General features: G+C 72.9%; 14 protein-coding genes. 3 read left to right on the forward strand and 11 right to left on the reverse strand.

Annotated features, from left to right (window positions below; translation table 11 throughout):
- Positions 1-46 precede the first annotated feature (46 nt).
- Positions 47-2,572, reverse strand: coding sequence for an ATP-dependent Clp protease ATP-binding subunit (locus tag AC27LF_RS32510; RefSeq protein WP_388719710.1), 2,526 nt, complete (start codon positions 2,570-2,572; stop codon positions 47-49).
- A gap of 460 nt (positions 2,573-3,032) precedes the next feature.
- Here AC27LF_RS32510 and AC27LF_RS32515 point away from each other — a divergent pair, with 460 nt between their 5' ends.
- Positions 3,033-3,704: an SCO3374 family protein gene (locus AC27LF_RS32515; protein WP_479659962.1), complete on the forward strand. Its 672-nt coding sequence runs from the start codon at positions 3,033-3,035 to the stop codon at positions 3,702-3,704.
- Here the strand turns inward: AC27LF_RS32515 and AC27LF_RS32520 are convergent.
- The 10 genes from AC27LF_RS32520 to AC27LF_RS32565 form a co-directional block, all read right to left on the reverse strand.
- Positions 3,683-4,018 (reverse strand): histone-like nucleoid-structuring protein Lsr2, encoded by a 336-nt coding sequence (locus AC27LF_RS32520; protein WP_149512141.1) that lies wholly within the window; start codon positions 4,016-4,018, stop codon positions 3,683-3,685. The two genes, AC27LF_RS32515 and AC27LF_RS32520, sit on opposite strands and share 22 nt — an antisense overlap.
- A 233-nt stretch (positions 4,019-4,251) precedes the next feature.
- Positions 4,252-4,785 (reverse strand): amino-acid N-acetyltransferase, encoded by a 534-nt coding sequence (locus tag AC27LF_RS32525; protein WP_404031478.1) that lies wholly within the window; start codon positions 4,783-4,785, stop codon positions 4,252-4,254.
- A 9-nt stretch (positions 4,786-4,794) separates the two neighbouring features.
- The gene (locus AC27LF_RS32530; RefSeq protein ID WP_479659963.1) at positions 4,795-5,190 is read right to left on the reverse strand and encodes a BlaI/MecI/CopY family transcriptional regulator; all 396 of its coding nucleotides are present in this window, start codon (positions 5,188-5,190) and stop codon (positions 4,795-4,797) included.
- A 1,212-nt stretch (positions 5,191-6,402) separates the two neighbouring features.
- Entirely contained in the window at positions 6,403-6,570 is a 168-nt protein-coding gene (locus AC27LF_RS32535) for a hypothetical protein (RefSeq protein ID WP_479659964.1), read from the reverse strand.
- A gap of 44 nt (positions 6,571-6,614) precedes the next feature.
- Positions 6,615-7,247, reverse strand: a complete 633-nt coding sequence (locus tag AC27LF_RS32540; RefSeq protein WP_479659965.1) for a hypothetical protein — start codon at positions 7,245-7,247, stop codon at positions 6,615-6,617.
- 132 nt (positions 7,248-7,379) lie between these two features.
- Positions 7,380-8,177, reverse strand: a complete 798-nt coding sequence (locus tag AC27LF_RS32545) for a type III pantothenate kinase (protein WP_479659966.1) — start codon at positions 8,175-8,177, stop codon at positions 7,380-7,382.
- 4 nt (positions 8,178-8,181) lie between these two features.
- Positions 8,182-9,159, reverse strand: coding sequence for a carboxylating nicotinate-nucleotide diphosphorylase (nadC, locus tag AC27LF_RS32550; RefSeq protein WP_479659967.1), 978 nt, complete (start codon positions 9,157-9,159; stop codon positions 8,182-8,184).
- Between the two features lie 5 nt (positions 9,160-9,164).
- The gene (locus tag AC27LF_RS32555; protein ID WP_479659968.1) at positions 9,165-10,883 is read right to left on the reverse strand and encodes an L-aspartate oxidase; all 1,719 of its coding nucleotides are present in this window, start codon (positions 10,881-10,883) and stop codon (positions 9,165-9,167) included.
- Positions 10,880-11,902 (reverse strand): pantoate--beta-alanine ligase, encoded by a 1,023-nt coding sequence (gene panC / locus AC27LF_RS32560; RefSeq protein WP_479659969.1) that lies wholly within the window; start codon positions 11,900-11,902, stop codon positions 10,880-10,882. The genes AC27LF_RS32555 and panC overlap by 4 nt, the downstream gene beginning before the upstream one ends.
- The gene (locus AC27LF_RS32565; RefSeq protein ID WP_479659970.1) at positions 11,899-12,831 is read right to left on the reverse strand and encodes a Rossmann-like and DUF2520 domain-containing protein; all 933 of its coding nucleotides are present in this window, start codon (positions 12,829-12,831) and stop codon (positions 11,899-11,901) included. The genes panC and AC27LF_RS32565 overlap by 4 nt, the downstream gene beginning before the upstream one ends.
- A gap of 907 nt (positions 12,832-13,738) precedes the next feature.
- On the opposite strand from AC27LF_RS32565, the gene AC27LF_RS32570 reads away from it, so the two are divergent.
- Together AC27LF_RS32570 and AC27LF_RS32575 are read left to right on the forward strand one after the other, a co-directional pair.
- Positions 13,739-14,905 carry a threonine aldolase family protein gene (locus AC27LF_RS32570; RefSeq protein ID WP_479659971.1) on the forward strand — a complete coding sequence of 389 codons (1,167 nt, stop codon included), beginning with the start codon at positions 13,739-13,741 and terminating at the stop codon, positions 14,903-14,905.
- Between the two features lie 62 nt (positions 14,906-14,967).
- Entirely contained in the window at positions 14,968-16,068 is a 1,101-nt protein-coding gene (locus AC27LF_RS32575; protein WP_479659972.1) for a DUF5937 family protein, read from the forward strand.
- The last annotated feature ends 13 nt before the right edge of the window (positions 16,069-16,081 follow it).

Genomic DNA, 16,081 nt, shown 5'->3' on the forward strand with positions numbered 1-16,081 from the left:
GCCCCTCAAGGCACCGGCCCCTCGGCTCGGCCGGTCGGCCGGAGGCTTACGCCTCCTTGCTCAGGTTCGGGCCGGCTCCGCCGGCCGCCTGCTCGATCGGCGGGGCGTCCGGCAGTGCGGACTTCTCCTCGCCGCGGAAGGTGAAGGTCTTGGTCTCGCCCTCACCCTCGGTGTCCACGACCACGATGTGACCGGGGCGCAGCTCACCGAAGAGGATCTTCTCCGAGAGCGTGTCCTCGATCTCGCGCTGGATCGTGCGGCGCAGCGGCCGGGCGCCCAGCACCGGGTCGTAACCCTTCTTGGACAGCAGCTCCTTGGCGGACTGGGACAGCTCGATGCCCATGTCCCGGTCCTTCAGGCGCTCGTCCACCTTGCTGATCATCAGGTCGACGATCCGCAGGATGTCCTCCTGCGTCAGCTGCGGGAAGACGACCACGTCGTCGACGCGGTTGAGGAACTCGGGCCGGAAGTGCTGCTTCAGCTCGTCCGAGACCTTGTTCTTCATGCGCTCGTAGTTGGTCTTCGTGTCACCCGAGGCCGCGAAGCCCAGGTTGAAGCCCTTGGAGATGTCCCGGGTGCCGAGGTTGGTCGTCATGATGATGACCGTGTTCTTGAAGTCCACGACCCGGCCCTGGGAGTCGGTCAGCCGACCGTCCTCCAGGATCTGCAGCAGCGAGTTGAAGATGTCCGGGTGGGCCTTCTCGACCTCGTCGAACAGGACCACCGAGAACGGCTTGCGCCGCACCTTCTCGGTCAGCTGGCCGCCCTCCTCGTAGCCCACGTAACCGGGGGGCGAACCGAAGAGCCGCGACACCGTGTGCTTCTCGCTGAACTCCGACATGTCGAGGGAGATCAGCGCGTCCTCGTCACCGAACAGGAACTCGGCGAGCGCCTTGGACAGCTCGGTCTTACCGACACCGGACGGGCCGGCGAAGATGAACGAGCCACCGGGACGCTTCGGGTCCTTCAGACCGGCACGCGTACGGCGGATCGCCTTCGACAGCGCCTTGACGGCGTCGACCTGGCCGATGACCCGCTTGTGGAGCTCGTCCTCCATGCGGAGCAGGCGGCTGGACTCCTCCTCGGTCAGCTTGAAGACCGGGATGCCGGTGGCCGTGGCGAGGACTTCGGCGATCAGCTCGCCGTCGACCTCGGCGACGACGTCCATGTCGCCGGCCTTCCACTCCTTCTCCCGCTTGGCCTTGGCGGCCAGGAGCTGCTTCTCCTTGTCGCGCAGGGAGGCGGCCTTCTCGAAGTCCTGCGAGTCGATCGCGGACTCCTTGTCCCGGCGGACCGCGGCGATCTTCTCGTCGAACTCGCGCAGGTCCGGCGGAGCGGTCATCCGGCGGATGCGCATCCGGGAACCGGCCTCGTCGATCAGGTCGATCGCCTTGTCCGGCAGGAAGCGGTCCGAGATGTAGCGGTCAGCCAGGGTGGCGGCCTGGACCAGCGCCTCGTCCGTGATGGAGACCCGGTGGTGGGCCTCGTAGCGGTCGCGCAGGCCCTTGAGGATCTCGATCGTGTGCGGCAGGGACGGCTCGGCGACCTGGATCGGCTGGAAGCGGCGCTCCAGGGCCGCGTCCTTCTCCAGGTGCTTGCGGTACTCGTCCAGCGTGGTCGCACCGATGGTCTGCAGCTCACCGCGGGCCAGCATCGGCTTCAGGATCGAAGCGGCGTCGATGGCGCCCTCGGCGGCACCCGCACCGACCAGCGTGTGCAGCTCGTCGATGAACAGGATGATGTCGCCGCGGGTGCGGATCTCCTTGAGCACCTTCTTCAGGCGCTCCTCGAAGTCACCGCGGTAGCGGGAGCCGGCGACCAGCGCGCCGAGGTCCAGCGTGTAGAGGTGCTTGTCCTTGAGCGTCTCGGGCACCTCGCCCTTGACGATGGCCTGGGCCAGGCCCTCGACGACGGCGGTCTTGCCGACGCCGGGCTCACCGATCAGGACCGGGTTGTTCTTGGTACGGCGGGACAGCACCTGCATGACCCGCTCGATCTCCTTCTCGCGCCCGATGACCGGGTCGAGCTTGGACTCGCGAGCGGCCTGGGTGAGGTTCCGGCCGAACTGGTCGAGGACCAGGGACGTCGAGGGGGTGCCCTCGGCAGGGCCGCCTGCGGTGGCGGTCTCCTTGCCCTGGTAGCCCGACAGCAGCTGGATGACCTGCTGGCGGACACGGTTGAGATCGGCGCCCAGCTTGACCAGGACCTGGGCGGCGACGCCCTCGCCCTCACGGATCAGACCGAGCAGGATGTGCTCCGTGCCGATGTAGTTGTGGCCCAGCTGAAGGGCCTCGCGGAGCGACAGCTCCAGGACCTTCTTGGCACGGGGGGTGAAGGGGATGTGCCCGGACGGGGCCTGCTGGCCCTGGCCGATGATCTCCTCCACCTGCTGGCGGACCGCCTCAAGCGAAATGCCGAGGCTCTCCAGGGCCTTGGCGGCGACACCCTCACCCTCGTGGATCAGGCCCAGGAGGATGTGCTCGGTGCCGATGTAGTTGTGGTTGAGCATCCGGGCTTCTTCCTGAGCCAGGACGACAACCCGCCGCGCGCGGTCGGTGAACCTCTCGAACATCGTTAATCGCTCCTCAGAGCGGTCAGGCAGTAAGGGGACGCTCCCCTCTCTGTCCTTCCGCAGCTTAGTCCCGCAAGCGGGGACCGCTCATTCCAACTGCCGACACCGTCCGGATCACCTCCGCTCTCGCGGAGACAAGCTGCTGCCTCCTGACCCCGAACGCCGACATCTGCTCCAACCCGATGGTGCGAGACGATGTTCCCGCAGGCCAGGCAGTTACCCCCGCCATCAGTACGCCGATGGCGAACGTGAGACGGCCTGTTCTGCGTGTCGCCCCCTCCCACTAGGGATGTCTTACCCGTACGGACTGACACTCCATGCCGGGCGCCCCGGTTCCCTCCGCTATGGGCGAACAACCTTGCGCCTGCTCGGGCCCCCGCGCGCCCCCTCGTCCGGCACTGTGCGCAGTCATCGGTACACCAAGCGTAACTCTCGGCGAGGTTCCGCTGTTGCGCCTGGCATGGTTGGCACCGTTCCCATGATCCCGCTGCCCCGTCGGCCTGTCGCGCCGGACGCACGGGCCCGTGACTGGTACGAGAACGAGCTGGGCTGGGCCACGGCGCCCGGGGAGCCGCTGCGGCTGCTCACGGGTGTGCGCTTCGACGTCCTGGACGTCCCGGCCGCGGCGGGCGCCGCGGCGCTCCGGCATCTGGCTCCGGGCTCTCCGGTGGCCCTGCGGGGCGAGCGGATGCGGCTTCTGGTGGCCGCGGGCAGCGCGGAGGAACTGCCGGGGCTGCTGGAATGGCTGGAGTGGGGCTCACTGCCGCTCGATCTGATCGCCCTGGGGGCGGGCGGGCGGCTGGACGCGCCGGTGCCTGCGGGGCCCGGCGCCGGAGGACCGCGGCCGCCGCTCCCGGGCCGCGCCGGTCCCGCGCCGCACGCGCGCGCGGTGCCCGCGCCGCGGTCCGCGCGTGCCGCTCGTCCTGGGCAGGGGGCCGCCGTGTGGCTGCGGCCCCCCGAGCCGGGGCGCGAGGTCGAGACCTCGCTGCCGACCCTGTCGGCCGTGGGGGGCGGTGGGGGCGCCCCCGATCTCGTACGACTGGTGGACACGGTGGCGACGTGCTGCCACCGGATCCGGCTGCGGCGCGCGTGCGCCGGGCCGTCGGCCGTTCAGCCGTTGGCCTTCTCGTAGGCCTCGCGGATGGACGCGGGAACACGGCCACGGTCGTTGACCTCGTAACCGTTCTCCTTCGCCCAGGCGCGGATCTGCGCGGTGTCCTGGCTGCCACCGGAAGCGGCGCGGGCCTTTCCACGTCCGCCCGAAGCACGGCCACCCGTACGACGACCGCCCTTCACATAGGGGTCGAGAAGTCCGCGCAGCTTGTCCGCGTTGGCGGTCGTGAGATCGATCTCGTACGTCTTGCCGTCCAGCGCGAACGTCACGGTCTCGTCCGCCTCGCCACCGTCGAGGTCGTCGACAAGAAGGACCTGAACCTTCTGTGCCACCGGATTTCCTTTCATCGATAACTTGAGGGCTCGGGGCCCGCGGCGTCCGCCGTTTCGCCGCCCCCTGTTATATGCAGTACTGCAGTACGTCGGAAAGCAAACCGCTTTTGCCGGAAAAACACAAACCCCCGGCAGAGGCCCTGGGGGGCGCACCAGTCCGGAAACATGCGCGTTTCGGACATAGGGAACGTGGGCAGGGTCGGCGGCCGGAATACCGGGTCAAGCCCCGGCGATCACAGATGCAGAAGCATCCGGCTGTTGCCCAAGGTGTTCGGTTTCACTCGTTCGAGACCCAGGAACTCGGCGACGCCCTCGTCATAGGAACGCAACAGCTCCGCGTAGACATCGGTGTCGACGGGTGTCTCGCCGATCTCCACGAAGCCGTGCTTCCCGAAGAAGTCCACTTCGAAGGTCAGGCAGAAAACACGTCGAACACCGAGCCAACGGGCGGTGTGCAGCAACTTCTCCAGCAACCGGTGGCCGACGCCGGCGCCCTTCAGCCCGGGCTTGACCGCGAGAGTGCGCACTTCCGCGAGGTCTTCCCACATGACGTGCAGCGCGCCGCAGCCGACCACCTCGGCGTTGTCGTCGCGTTCGGCGACCCAGAACTCCTGGATGTCCTCGTAAAGCGTGACGGTCGCTTTGTCGAGCAGGATGCGCTCACGGACGTACACGTCAAGGAGGCGGCGCACGGCCGGGACATCGCTGGTCCGGGCCCGCCGGACGGTGATGGCTTTTGCGGTGACTTCGGGGCGCTCTGCTGACATGAGCGGACGCTATCGCCCGCCGCCGTCCTGGGCGGAGCCGGGGTTCTCCGCGCCGGTATCGGGGACCGTATCGGAGGTTTCCGGGCCCTGGACGATGCGGACGGCGTCCCTGAGGGCCTGGCGCTGTTCGTCGCTCATCATGCCGAAGAAGGCGACCAGAGCCGCCGCCGGGTTGTCACTGTGCGACCACGCGTCGTTCATCAGGGCGGCGGCGTAGGCGGCCCTGGTGGAGACGGCCTCATATCGATAGGCCCGGCCCTCGGCCTCGCGGCGCACCCAGCCCTTCTGATGGAGATTGTCCAATACGGTCATGACCGTGGTGTACGCGATCGACCGTTCCCGCTGAAGGTCTTCCAGGACTTCTCGAACGGTCACCGGGCGGTTCCACTTCCACACCCGCGTCATGACCGCGTCTTCGAGATCTCCCAATGGGCGAGGCACAACTCCCAATAATAGTAGGAGACCCAACCAACGGCGCACCAAACGCCTCCTCCACCAACAACCCGCCCAAAAAGCCCCCACTCCCCGGTCGAGACCGGATCCGCCCCACGAACACCCCGGTCCGAAACGACTGCCACGGTCCGGGGCGGATCCGTGGGCCCGGACGGAGCCGCGATCCGGGACGCGCCACGGGCCGGGGGGCGGGCACCGGCGGCACCGCCAGGCACCATGATCCGGGCCGGCTTAAGGGCCGGGCGCCGTGGGTGCGGCGAGGCAGGTGGGCCGGGAGCGTGCGCTTGGGGCGCGGGCGGCCCCGCTGGCGCGGGGCGCGCACCTCAGACGCGGGGCGGAATGCGCCACGGCCTGTCGCGGGCGCCGCGGCCGGGACAGGCGCCGTGGGCACGGGCCCGGGACGCGCCCCGGGCGAGGGCGGGCGCCACGAGCCCGGACAGGCGCCACGGCCTGGGCCGGGCGCCGCAGACGCCGGCTCACCGCCGGCCAGAGGGGGATCGCGGGCAGACACCGTGGCCCAGAGCGAGCGCCGCAGTCGGGCGCGGGCGCGGTGGTCCGAGGGGCGGGCGCTTGGGGCGTGAGCAGCCGCCTTGGTGCGCGGCGCGCGCCTCAACCGCGGCAGGTGCGGCGGACCGGGCGGATGCCTTGGCTGTCGAGGCAGGCGCCGCAGGTCGCAGCAGTAGCCGCAGGCGCGTAGCCACCGCACGCCGGACCAAGCGCTCAGGGCTCGGGGTGTTCCGCCGCGATCCAAGACGGCTGCCGTGGTCCAGGGCGGTCGCCGGGATACGGGGCAGGCGGACGTGGTCCGGGAGCAGGCGCCACGATCGCGGGCAGGCGCCGATGGCCGGGACGGGCGCCGTGGGCGCGGCGAGGCGGGTGAGCCGGGAGCGGGCGCTTGGGGCGCGGGCGGTCGCGCTGGCGCGGGGCGCGCACCTCAGACGCGGGGCGGAGCGGGTGCCGTAGTCGGGCGCGGGCGCGGCGGGCCGTGAGCGTGGGCCGGTGTCGTGTTCCGGAGCGGGCGCTTTGGGGGCGGCCGACGCCCTGGGGCGCGGTGCGCGCCTCGGCCGCGTCGGATGGGGCGAATCGGGACGGTGCCTCGGGGGCCGGCGGCCCCAGGGGCAGGTGGGCACCGTGGGTTCGGTGGCTGCCCGGGGGCGGGGTGGGTCAGGCGTCGGAGCCTGCGGGGGTTTCCGTGCGGGGCAGGGCCGCGTCGACTGCGGCGTCTTCCTTGGTCTTGGCGGCGCCGCCCTGGGTCTTCACGATCACCCTGACCACACCGATGAAGAACGCCGCCATGACGACGGGCGGCACGAGCGCGGAGACGTAGTCCATGCCCCCAGGGTAGCCACGCACCCGCGCCGCCGGCGGACCGCCCCTCAGCCGGCGGCGAGCCGCTGCTGAGGGGGGCCGGGGTTGGCGGGAGGCGTAGGCGGCTTGCGGCGCGGGAAGACCTCGCCGGGCGTGGGAATGGGCCGCGACGGCTTCGACGGGGCCGGGGCCGGCCGCTGCCCGGGCCGCTCGCCCGGCCGCTCCTTCGGGCGCTCCGCGGGCTTCTTGCCCTGTTCCTCGCCCGCGCCGCCCGGCAGGGCCAGCAGCCGCGTGCTCCGGCGGGAAGCGGGCACACTCGGCAGTCCTGCGCCCCCTCCGCCCGTGCAGCGGCGCAGCAGGGCCGCCGCACCGGGATTGCCGCGCAGCGCCCGCAGCGCGGCGAGGTCGTCGTCCGACGGCCGGTACCCGGCGGCCAGCGCCTCCTCCAGGAGCGCGAGATACCCGACGACGGTGCCGGGCAGGGCGGCGCGGTACCGGGCGAGGTCCGCCACCAGGAAGGCGCGCAACCGGGCCCCCTCGCGCATCGCCTCGTCGAGCGACTCGGCGAGCCGGAGACAGTCCTGGACGTCCTCGGCCGAAGCGGGGCAGGGGTGAAGGGCGAGGGCGAGAGCACGGCGGAGCACACGCAGCTCCTCCGCACCGAACGCCATGCCGCCGCGGGATCCGTATGGCGTGGGCATGCACCGACGATACGCACTAATCAGACAAACTTGGCACAAGGGGCGCGCGTGGCGCGCGCAGCCCACCCACCTGGACGTCCGCGCCCCGCCCCGCGCCGGGCAGAGACACGCAGGGTCAAAAACAGGCCAAGGTCAGAGACGGGACACGTTCCGCTCGTACACCAGGCGCAGCCCGATCAGCGTCAGCCACGGCTCGTGCTCGTCGATGACCGACGACTCGCCCAGGACCATCGGCGCCAGCCCACCCGTGGCGATCACCGTCACATCGTCCGGGTCGTCGGCCAGCTCCCGGGCCATCCGGGTCACCACGCCGTCGACCTGGCCGGCGAACCCGTACACGATCCCCGCCTGCATCGCCTCCACGGTGTTCTTGCCGATGACGCTGCGCGGCCGGGCCACCTCGATCTTCCGCAGCTGCGCGCCCTTGACCCCGAGCGCGTCGACCGAGATCTCGATGCCCGGCGCGATGACCCCGCCGACGTACTCCCCGCGCGCGCTGACCGCGTCGAACGTGGTCGCCGTGCCGAAGTCCACGACGATCGCCGGCCCCCCGTACAGCTCGACGGCCGCGACCGAGTTGATGATCCGGTCGGCGCCGACCTCCTTGGGGTTGTCGGTCAGGATCGGCACACCGGTCTTCACCCCGGGCTCCACCAGCACCGCGGGCACGTCCCCGTAGTACCGCCGCGTCACCTCCCGCAGCTCGTGCAGCACCGACGGCACGGTCGCGCAGATCGAGATGCCGTCGATGCCGTCGCCGAGTTCGTCGCCGAGCAGCGGGTGCATGCCCATCAGCCCCTGGAGCAGCACCGCCAGCTCGTCCGCCGTGCGCCGGGCGTCCGTGGAGATGCGCCAGTGCTCGACGATGTCGGCACCGTCGAACAGACCCAGCACGGTGTGCGTGTTGCCCACGTCGATCGTGAGGAGCATGGCCCTACTCCGCCTCACGCAGGTCCAGGCCGATGTCCAGGATCGGCGAGGAGTGGGTGAGGGCACCGACGGCCAGGAAGTCCACGCCGGTGTCCGCGTAGGCCCTGGCGTTCTCCAGCGTCAGCCGGCCCGACGCCTCCAGTAGCGCCCGCCCGTCCGCGATGGCCACCGCCTCCTCGCACTCCCCGGGCGTGAAGTTGTCCAGCAGGATCAGGTCGGCGCCCGCGTCGACGACCTCGCGCAGCTGGTGCAGGGTGTCGACCTCGACCTCGATGGGCACGTCGGGGAACGCCGCCCGCACGGACTCGAAGGCCCGGCCGACGCCGCCCGCGGCGACCACGTGGTTGTCCTTGACCAGCGCCGCGTCCGACAGCGACATGCGGTGGTTGACCCCACCGCCGCAGCGCACCGCGTACTTCTCCAGGGACCTGAGGCCCGGCGTCGTCTTGCGGGTGTCACGGACCTTCGTGCCGGTGTCCCCGAGGGCGTCGGCCCACGCGCGCGTGGCCGTCGCGATGCCCGACAGGCGGCACAGCAGGTTCAGCGCGCTGCGCTCGGCCGTCAGCAGGTCACGCGTGCGCGTGGTGACCGACAGCAGCCGCTGCCCCGCCGCCACCCGGTCGCCGTCCGCCACGTGCCGCTCGACCTCGAACTCGTCCGTGCAGACCACCGAGAGCACCGCCTCGGCGACCCGCAGGCCGGCCACGACGCCCGCCTCGCGCGCGGTGAAGTCGCCGGTGGCCACGGCCTCCTCGGGGATGGTCGCCACGGTCGTCACGTCCACGCCGCCCGCCAGGTCCTCCTGGACGGCGACGTTCGCGATGTCCTCGATCTCCACGGGGTCGAGCCCGGCGTCGGCCAGGAGCTGGGCGAGCGCGGGGTCGAGCCCGCACTCCAGGTATGCCTCGTCGCCCTCGGCACCGCAGGCGCAGCCGTCGCCGCAGCCACCGGTCGAGGCGAGGGGAAGGTCGGGGGTGCTCACTTGTGTCACTGCTCCTGGGGACGGTGCTGCCGGGTCGGGGGGAAGTCTGCGGTGTCCGTGGTGCGCACGGCCAGCGTGCGATCCGGATTCAGCCGTACGACGATGTGGCGCCGCCAGGCCGCGTCGTCGCGGGCGGGCCGGTCCTCGCGCCAGTGGCAGCCGCGGGTCTCCTCGCGCAGCCGGGCGGCGGCGACCAGGACGCGGGCCACGCACAGGAGGTTGGTGGCCTCCCAGGTGTCCACGCCCGGCTCGGCGGTCTTGCCGTTCTCGTCGAGGGCGTCGCGGGCCTCGGTGTCCAGCCGCTGGAGCTGGTCGGCGGCCTTGGCCAGGGACTCCTCCGAGCGCAGGACGCCCGCGCCGTCGGTCATGATCCGCTGGATCGCGAAGCGGGCCTCGGGGCCGAGCAGCGGGTGCGCGGGCCGGCCCTGCTGCCCGACCGGGTCGGGTCCGCCGGCGTGCGGGCCGTACTCCGCCCGGCGCGCCGCGATGTCGGCGGCGATCCGCTCGGCGTAGACCAGGCCCTCCAGCAGGGAGTTGGAGGCGAGCCGGTTGGCGCCGTGCACACCGGTGCAGGCGACCTCGCCGCACGCGTACAGCCCGGGGACCGTCGTACGGCCCCGGGAGTCGGTGCGGACGCCGCCGGAGGCGTAGTGGGCGGCCGGGGCGACCGGGATGGGCTCCTCGACCGGGTCGATGCCGTGGGCGCGGCAGGCGGCCAGGATCGTCGGGAAACGGTGCTCCCACATGGCGGCGCCGAAGTGCCGGGCGTCCAGGAACATGTGCCCGGCGTCCCGCTCCTGCATCCGCCGCGTGATGGCCTTGGCGACGATGTCCCGGGGCGCCAGCTCGGCCAGTTCGTGCTGCCCGAGCATGAAGCGCACGCCGTCGCCGTCGACCAGGTGGGCGCCCTCGCCGCGCACCGCCTCGGAGACCAGCGGCTGCTGGCCCTCCGCGTCCGCCCCGAGGAACAGCACGGTCGGATGGAACTGCACGAACTCCAGGTCGGAGACCTCGGCGCCCGCGCGCAGGGCGAGCGCGACGCCGTCGCCCGTCGACACCGACGGGTTGGTGGTCGCCGAGAACACCTGGCCCATGCCGCCGGTCGCCAGCACCACGGCGGGCGCGTGCACGGCGCCCACGCCGTCGTGCTGGCCCTCGCCCATGACGTGCAGGGTCACGCCCGCGGTCCGGCCGTCCGCGCCCGTCAGCAGGTCGAGCACGAGCGCGTTCTCGATGGTGCGCAGTCCACGCGCGTGTACGGCCTCCACGAGCGCCCGGGAGACCTCCGCGCCGGTGGCGTCGCCGCCTGCGTGCGCGATGCGGCGGCGATGGTGGCCGCCCTCCCGGGTCAGCTCGATGTCGCCCTCGTCGTCCGTGTCGAAGTGGGCGCCGGTGGAGATCAGCCGCCGCACCGCGTCGGGTCCCTCGGTGACGAGGATCCGTACGGCCTCCTCGTCGCACAGGCCCGCGCCCGCCACCAGGGTGTCGTCCAAATGCTGCTCGGGGCTGTCGCCGTCGCCGAGGGCCGCCGCGATGCCGCCCTGCGCCCAGCGGGTGGAGCCGTCGTCGAGGCGGGCCTTGGTGACGACGACGGTGCGCAGGCCGGCCGCCTCGCAGCGCAGGGCCGCGGTGAGGCCGGCCACGCCGGAGCCGACGACGACCACGTCCGCGTCGATGGACCACCCGGGAGCGGGCGCGTGCAGTCGTATGCCTGTGCTGGTCACGAGGCGGCTCCGAGGGTTCCGAAGGTGAGGGGGATGTTGTCGATCAGCCGGGTCGTCCCGACCCGGGCGGCCACGGCGAGGACGGCCTCGCCGGTGAAGTCGTCGTCGATCTCGGTGAAGTCCGCCGGGTCGACGAGCGCCACGTAGTCCAGCTCCAGCGGCGGGTCGTAGCGGGCCGCCTCGTCCAGGACGGTGCGGGCGGCGGCGCGGACGGCCGCCGCGGCTCCCGGCACGGCCTTGGCGACGGCATGCGCGTCGGCCGCCGCCCGGGCCTCCCCGAGCGCGCTCAGCGCCTCGGCACGCGCACGCGTGGAGGGCACCGCGAGGGCACGCGCGCGCAGCGCCTCCTGGGCGGCGTGCCGGTCGTGGCCCGCGAACAGCGCCCGGGACAGGGCGAGCGCGGTGCGCCGCTCGTCGGGCGAGAGATAGCGGTTGCGGCTGGACAGGGCCAGGCCGTCGGGTTCGCGCACGGTCGGCACGGCGACGATGTCGACGCCGAAGTTCAGATCCCGCACCATGCGCCGGATCAGGGCCAGCTGCTGGGCGTCCTTCTGCCCGAACAGGGCCAGGTCGGGCCGGGTGAGGTGGAACATCTTGCCGACGATCGTGAGCACGCCGTCGAAGTGGCCGGGGCGCGCGGCGCCCTCCAGGCGCTCGCCCATGGGGCCGGCGGAGATGCGCACCTGGGGCCGGCCGCCGGGGTAGACCTCGTCCACCGACGGCGCGAACACCGCGTCGGCGCCCGACTGTTCGGCGATCTTCAGGTCGGCTTCGAGGGTGCGCGGATAGCGGTCGAGGTCCTCGCCCGCGCCGAACTGGAGCGGGTTGACGAAGACGGTGACGATCACGAACCCGGCGTCGCCGACGCGCTCGCGCGCGGCCCGGACCAGGGTGGCGTGGCCTTCGTGCAGGGCGCCCATGGTCATGACGACGGCGGTGCGGCCGGCCACCGCGCGACGGTCGCGCAGGTGCGTCAGGTCCTCCGCCGTGGGGACGAGTTCGAAGTGACGGCGGCTCATCGGTCTTCCCCGTTCTCGGGCAGGTCCGTGCCCGTGGCGAGCACTCCGAGCAGGTCCTCGGCCAGCTCCGGCTTCAGCAGCCCGTGCGCCAGGGCACGGTCGGCGGTCGCGCGGGCCATCGCCAGATAGCCGGCGACGCTCTGCGGGGCGTGCTTGCGCAACTCGGTCACGTGCGCCGCGACCGTGCCCGCGTCCCCGCGCGCGACGGGCCCGGTCAGCGCGGCGTCACCGGAGCGCAGGGCGTTGTCCAGGGCGGCGCCGAGCAGCGGGCCGAGCATCCGGTCGGGCGCCGCGACGCCGGCCGCGCGCAGCAACTCCATGGACTGCGCGACCAGGGTCACCAGATGGTTGGCGCCCAGGGCGAGGGCCGCGTGGTACAGCGGGCGGTTCTCCTCGGCGATCCACTCGGGTTCGCCGCCCATCTCGATGACCAGGGCCTCGGCGGCCAGCCGCAGCTCGTCGGGGGCGGTGACGCCGAAGGAGCAGCCGGCCAGCCGCTGCACGTCCACGGGGGTGCCGGTGAAGGTCAGCACGGGGTGCAGCGCCAGCGGCAGCGCGCCCGCGCGCAGCGCCGGGTCCAGGACCCGCGCGCCATACCGCCCCGAGGTGTGCACGAGCAGCTGACCCGGCCGTACGGCGCCGGTCTCGGCGAGGCCCGTCACCAGGCCCGGCAGGGTGTCGTCCGGGACGGTGAGCAGAACCAGGTCGGCCCGCTCAAGGACCTCGGCGGGCGGCACGACCGGCACGTCCGGCAGCAGCAGTTCGGCCCGCCTCCTGGAGGCGTCGGAGACCGCGGAGACGGCGACCGGCCGGTGTCCGGCGAGTCGCAGGGACGCGGCCAGGGCCGGGCCCACCCGGCCGGCGCCGACGACGCCCACGGTGAGCCGCGCGGGGCGGTCCTTGTGGTCTGGCTGTTGGTCTGTACTCACGCGACGGTGGCCTTCCCGTTCCAGTCCGCTCTGGGTACCGGACGATTTCTCGTCATGTTAACGCGATCGGCCCAGCCCCCAACCGCTCATCCACAGCCTGTGGGTTTCCCGGGACCGGCTGGGGCTCTGTGGTAAGGGGCCCGCACGGGGCGAGGGCCGCGCAGGATCGAGGGCCGCACGGGGCGAGGGCCGCGCAGGATCGAGGGCCGCGCAGGATCGAGGGCCGCGCAGGATCGAGGGCCGCGCAGGATCGAGGGCCGCGCAGGATCGGGGGTCGCGCGGGACACCCGGGGGCTGCGCGGGGCGAGGCGCGGGCGGCGCGAGTAGAGGGCGCGCGCGGGGGGCGAGCGCCGCGAGAGCGGGCGCGCGCGGGGGCGGGCTGTGCGCGGGGGCGCCCGGAGGAGGTCCGCCACCACCACTGCTTGCGTACGCCCCACATCGGGCCCCGCCCCGTGCCCCGCCATCCGAGCCGCCCCGTACAGCCCCAGAGCCACATCGTGCGCGTACGGCCGTCGAACGGCTCAGGCCCCACAGGCACCGACCAGCCGTCCATGCCACATGCGCCGTCAACCCGCTCCGGCCACACATGGACCCCACCGCACGCGAGCCCGCGTCAGGGCACCACCCCGCCCGGCGTCCGCATCGCATGCCATCGCCGCGCCCGGCCTGCCGCGCCACGCGCGAACCGCCCACCCCGCACAGCCCCGGTTCGCACGCGCCCCTCCACGCCCAGCTCACGACCCGCTTGCGCGTGGCCTCCACACCACCCGCGCGCGGTCCACGCACCACTCGAACCGCCCGCACGCGCCCCACCCGCACCGTTGCGCGGCGCCCGCGGTGCGCCCGGGGCGGCGGCTCTTGGAAATGGGGCTGCCTTCGGGGTGGGGGGCGCGGCATGATCCAAGGCATGAGTGATGAGGCTGAGCGAGGCGGAGAGCCGTCGGAGCGGCTGCGGGAGCGGCGGGCGGCGGCGCATCGGAAGACGCGGCACGTGCTGGCCCGCCCCGGCATACGGGCCACGATCCGCGAACGGCTGGAACTGCTGCGGGAGGCCGGATCCCAGGTGTACGACCTGGACGAACCCGCGGACATGTACGGCGACCGGATCGTGACGGCCCTGGAGGACCGGGTCGCCGCGCTGCTCGGCACGGAGGCCGCCGCGTTCTTCCCAACGGGCACGATGGCCCAGCAGGTGGCCCTGCGCTGCTGGGCGGCCCGCACCGGCAACACCACGGTCGCACTGCACCCGCTGTCGCACCCCGAGGTGCACGAGCGGCATGCGCTCAGCCAGGTCAGCGGCCTGCGCCCGGTCCATGTGACCACCGCGACCCGGCTCCCCACAGCCGGCGAGATACAGGCCCTCGCGGAGCCCTTCGGCACCCTGATGCTGGAGCTGCCCCTCCGGGACGCCGGTTTCGTGCTGCCCACCTGGCAGGAGCTGACCGAGGTCGTGGCGGCCGCCCGGGAACGGGACGCCGTGGTGCACTTCGACGGGGCCCGGCTGTGGGAGTCGACCGTCCATTTCGGCCGTTCCCTGGACGAGATCGCCGGCCTGGCCGACAGCGTCTACGTGTCGTTCTACAAGTCCCTCGACGGCCTGAGCGGCGCCGCGCTCGCCGGCGGCAGGGCGCTGGTGGAGGACGCCAAGGTCTGGCGGCACCGGTACGGCGGCACGCTGTTCCAGCAGTTCCCGGCCGCGCTGTCGGCGCTCGTCGGACTGGAGCGCGAACTGCCCCGGCTGCCGGAGTACGTGCGGCACGCGCGCGTGGTGGCCGGCGCGCTGCGCGAGGGGTTGACCGCGGCCGGGCTGCCGTGGGCGAGCGTGCACCCGCAGGAGCCGCACACCCACCAGTTCCAGGTCTGGCTGCCGTACGAGCCGGACGTGGCCGCGGAGGCCGCGGTGCGCCAAGCCGAGGAGACCTCCGTCGCCCTCTTCACGGGCGCGTGGCAGTCCGGGGGCCCCGGCCTCGCCATGACGGAGGTCACCGTCGGGGCGGCCGGACTGGAGTGGACGGCGCAGGACGTGAAGGCGGCCGTGGCCGAGTTCACCGCCCGGCTGCCGGAGAAACCGTAGCCGCCGGGCGTCGGAACCCGCGTACCACCCTCGATGTCAGTGGCGGCGTGCACCATGGGGGCATGAGTGTGCGCATCGACATCGCGGGGCTGCGGCCGGAGCGGGTCGTCGTCGTGCCCTCGCCCCTGGCCGAACTGGGCATGGCGCTGCACGCGCTGTCGGAGCCCGGGCACCATCCGGGCCTGCGCGGCTGGGCGGCGGACGTCACCGCCCGGCTGGACGCGCACCTCGCCGACCGGATGTGCGACGCGGACTTCCTGTGGCGGACGACGTTCTCGGACCTGTTCATGCCGTTCGCGGGCCTGCCCGGCGCGGTCCCGGGCACCACCCTGGCCGAGGACATGGACCTGCTGGACAAGCTGGCGGACGAGGATTTCGTGGACGCGGCCCTGGAGTTCACGTGCGTGCTCGCGTACGACAACCGGGCACCGCACACCCTGTCGAACGCCGGGGTGCGCCGCCGCGCGCTGGAGGCGGCCGCCTCGCGCGGGCCGCGGCAGGTGCGGTTCACCCAGCGGCTGCTGGACGACCCGCCGAGCGTCCGGGCCTGGCTGCGGCGCTTCCTGGAGGACTGCGACGAGGCGTTCTTCGCGGACACCTGGGACCGGCTGCGCCACCAGCTCTCGGCGGACGCCCGGCACAAGGGCGAGCTGCTGCGCCGCAAGGGGCTGGCCGAGGCGCTGGCCGCCGTCTCCCCGGCCGTGACGCTGGACGAGTCGGCCGCGCGGATCACCGTGGACAAGCTCACCGAGGGCCGCACCGTCACCGCGGGCGGCGGCCTGCTCCTGATCCCGTCGACCCTGGGCCGGCCGCATCTGAGCGTGCTGCACCGCTACGGGTGGCAGCCCGCCCTGCACTACCCGATCGCCTCCCCCGAGCCGGCCTCGCCCCCGTCGGTGGAGCAGCTGACGCTGCGGATGACCGCGCTGTCCCACCCGGTCCGCATGCGGATATGCCGCCATCTGGCGCGCAGCGCGTACACCACGAGCGAGCTGGCCCAGGTACATGGCCTGACCGCACCCGAGGTGTCCCGGCACCTGGGCGTGCTGAAGAAGGCGGGCCTGGTCAGCACCCGCCGGCGCGGCCGCTATGTGCTGCACCAGCTGGACGTGACGGTCGTCGCCCGGCTGGGCGGCGACCTCCTGGAGGGGCTGCTGCGTTAGCGCTCCGCTGGAA

Source organism: Streptomyces diversicolor (assembly GCF_057537855.1).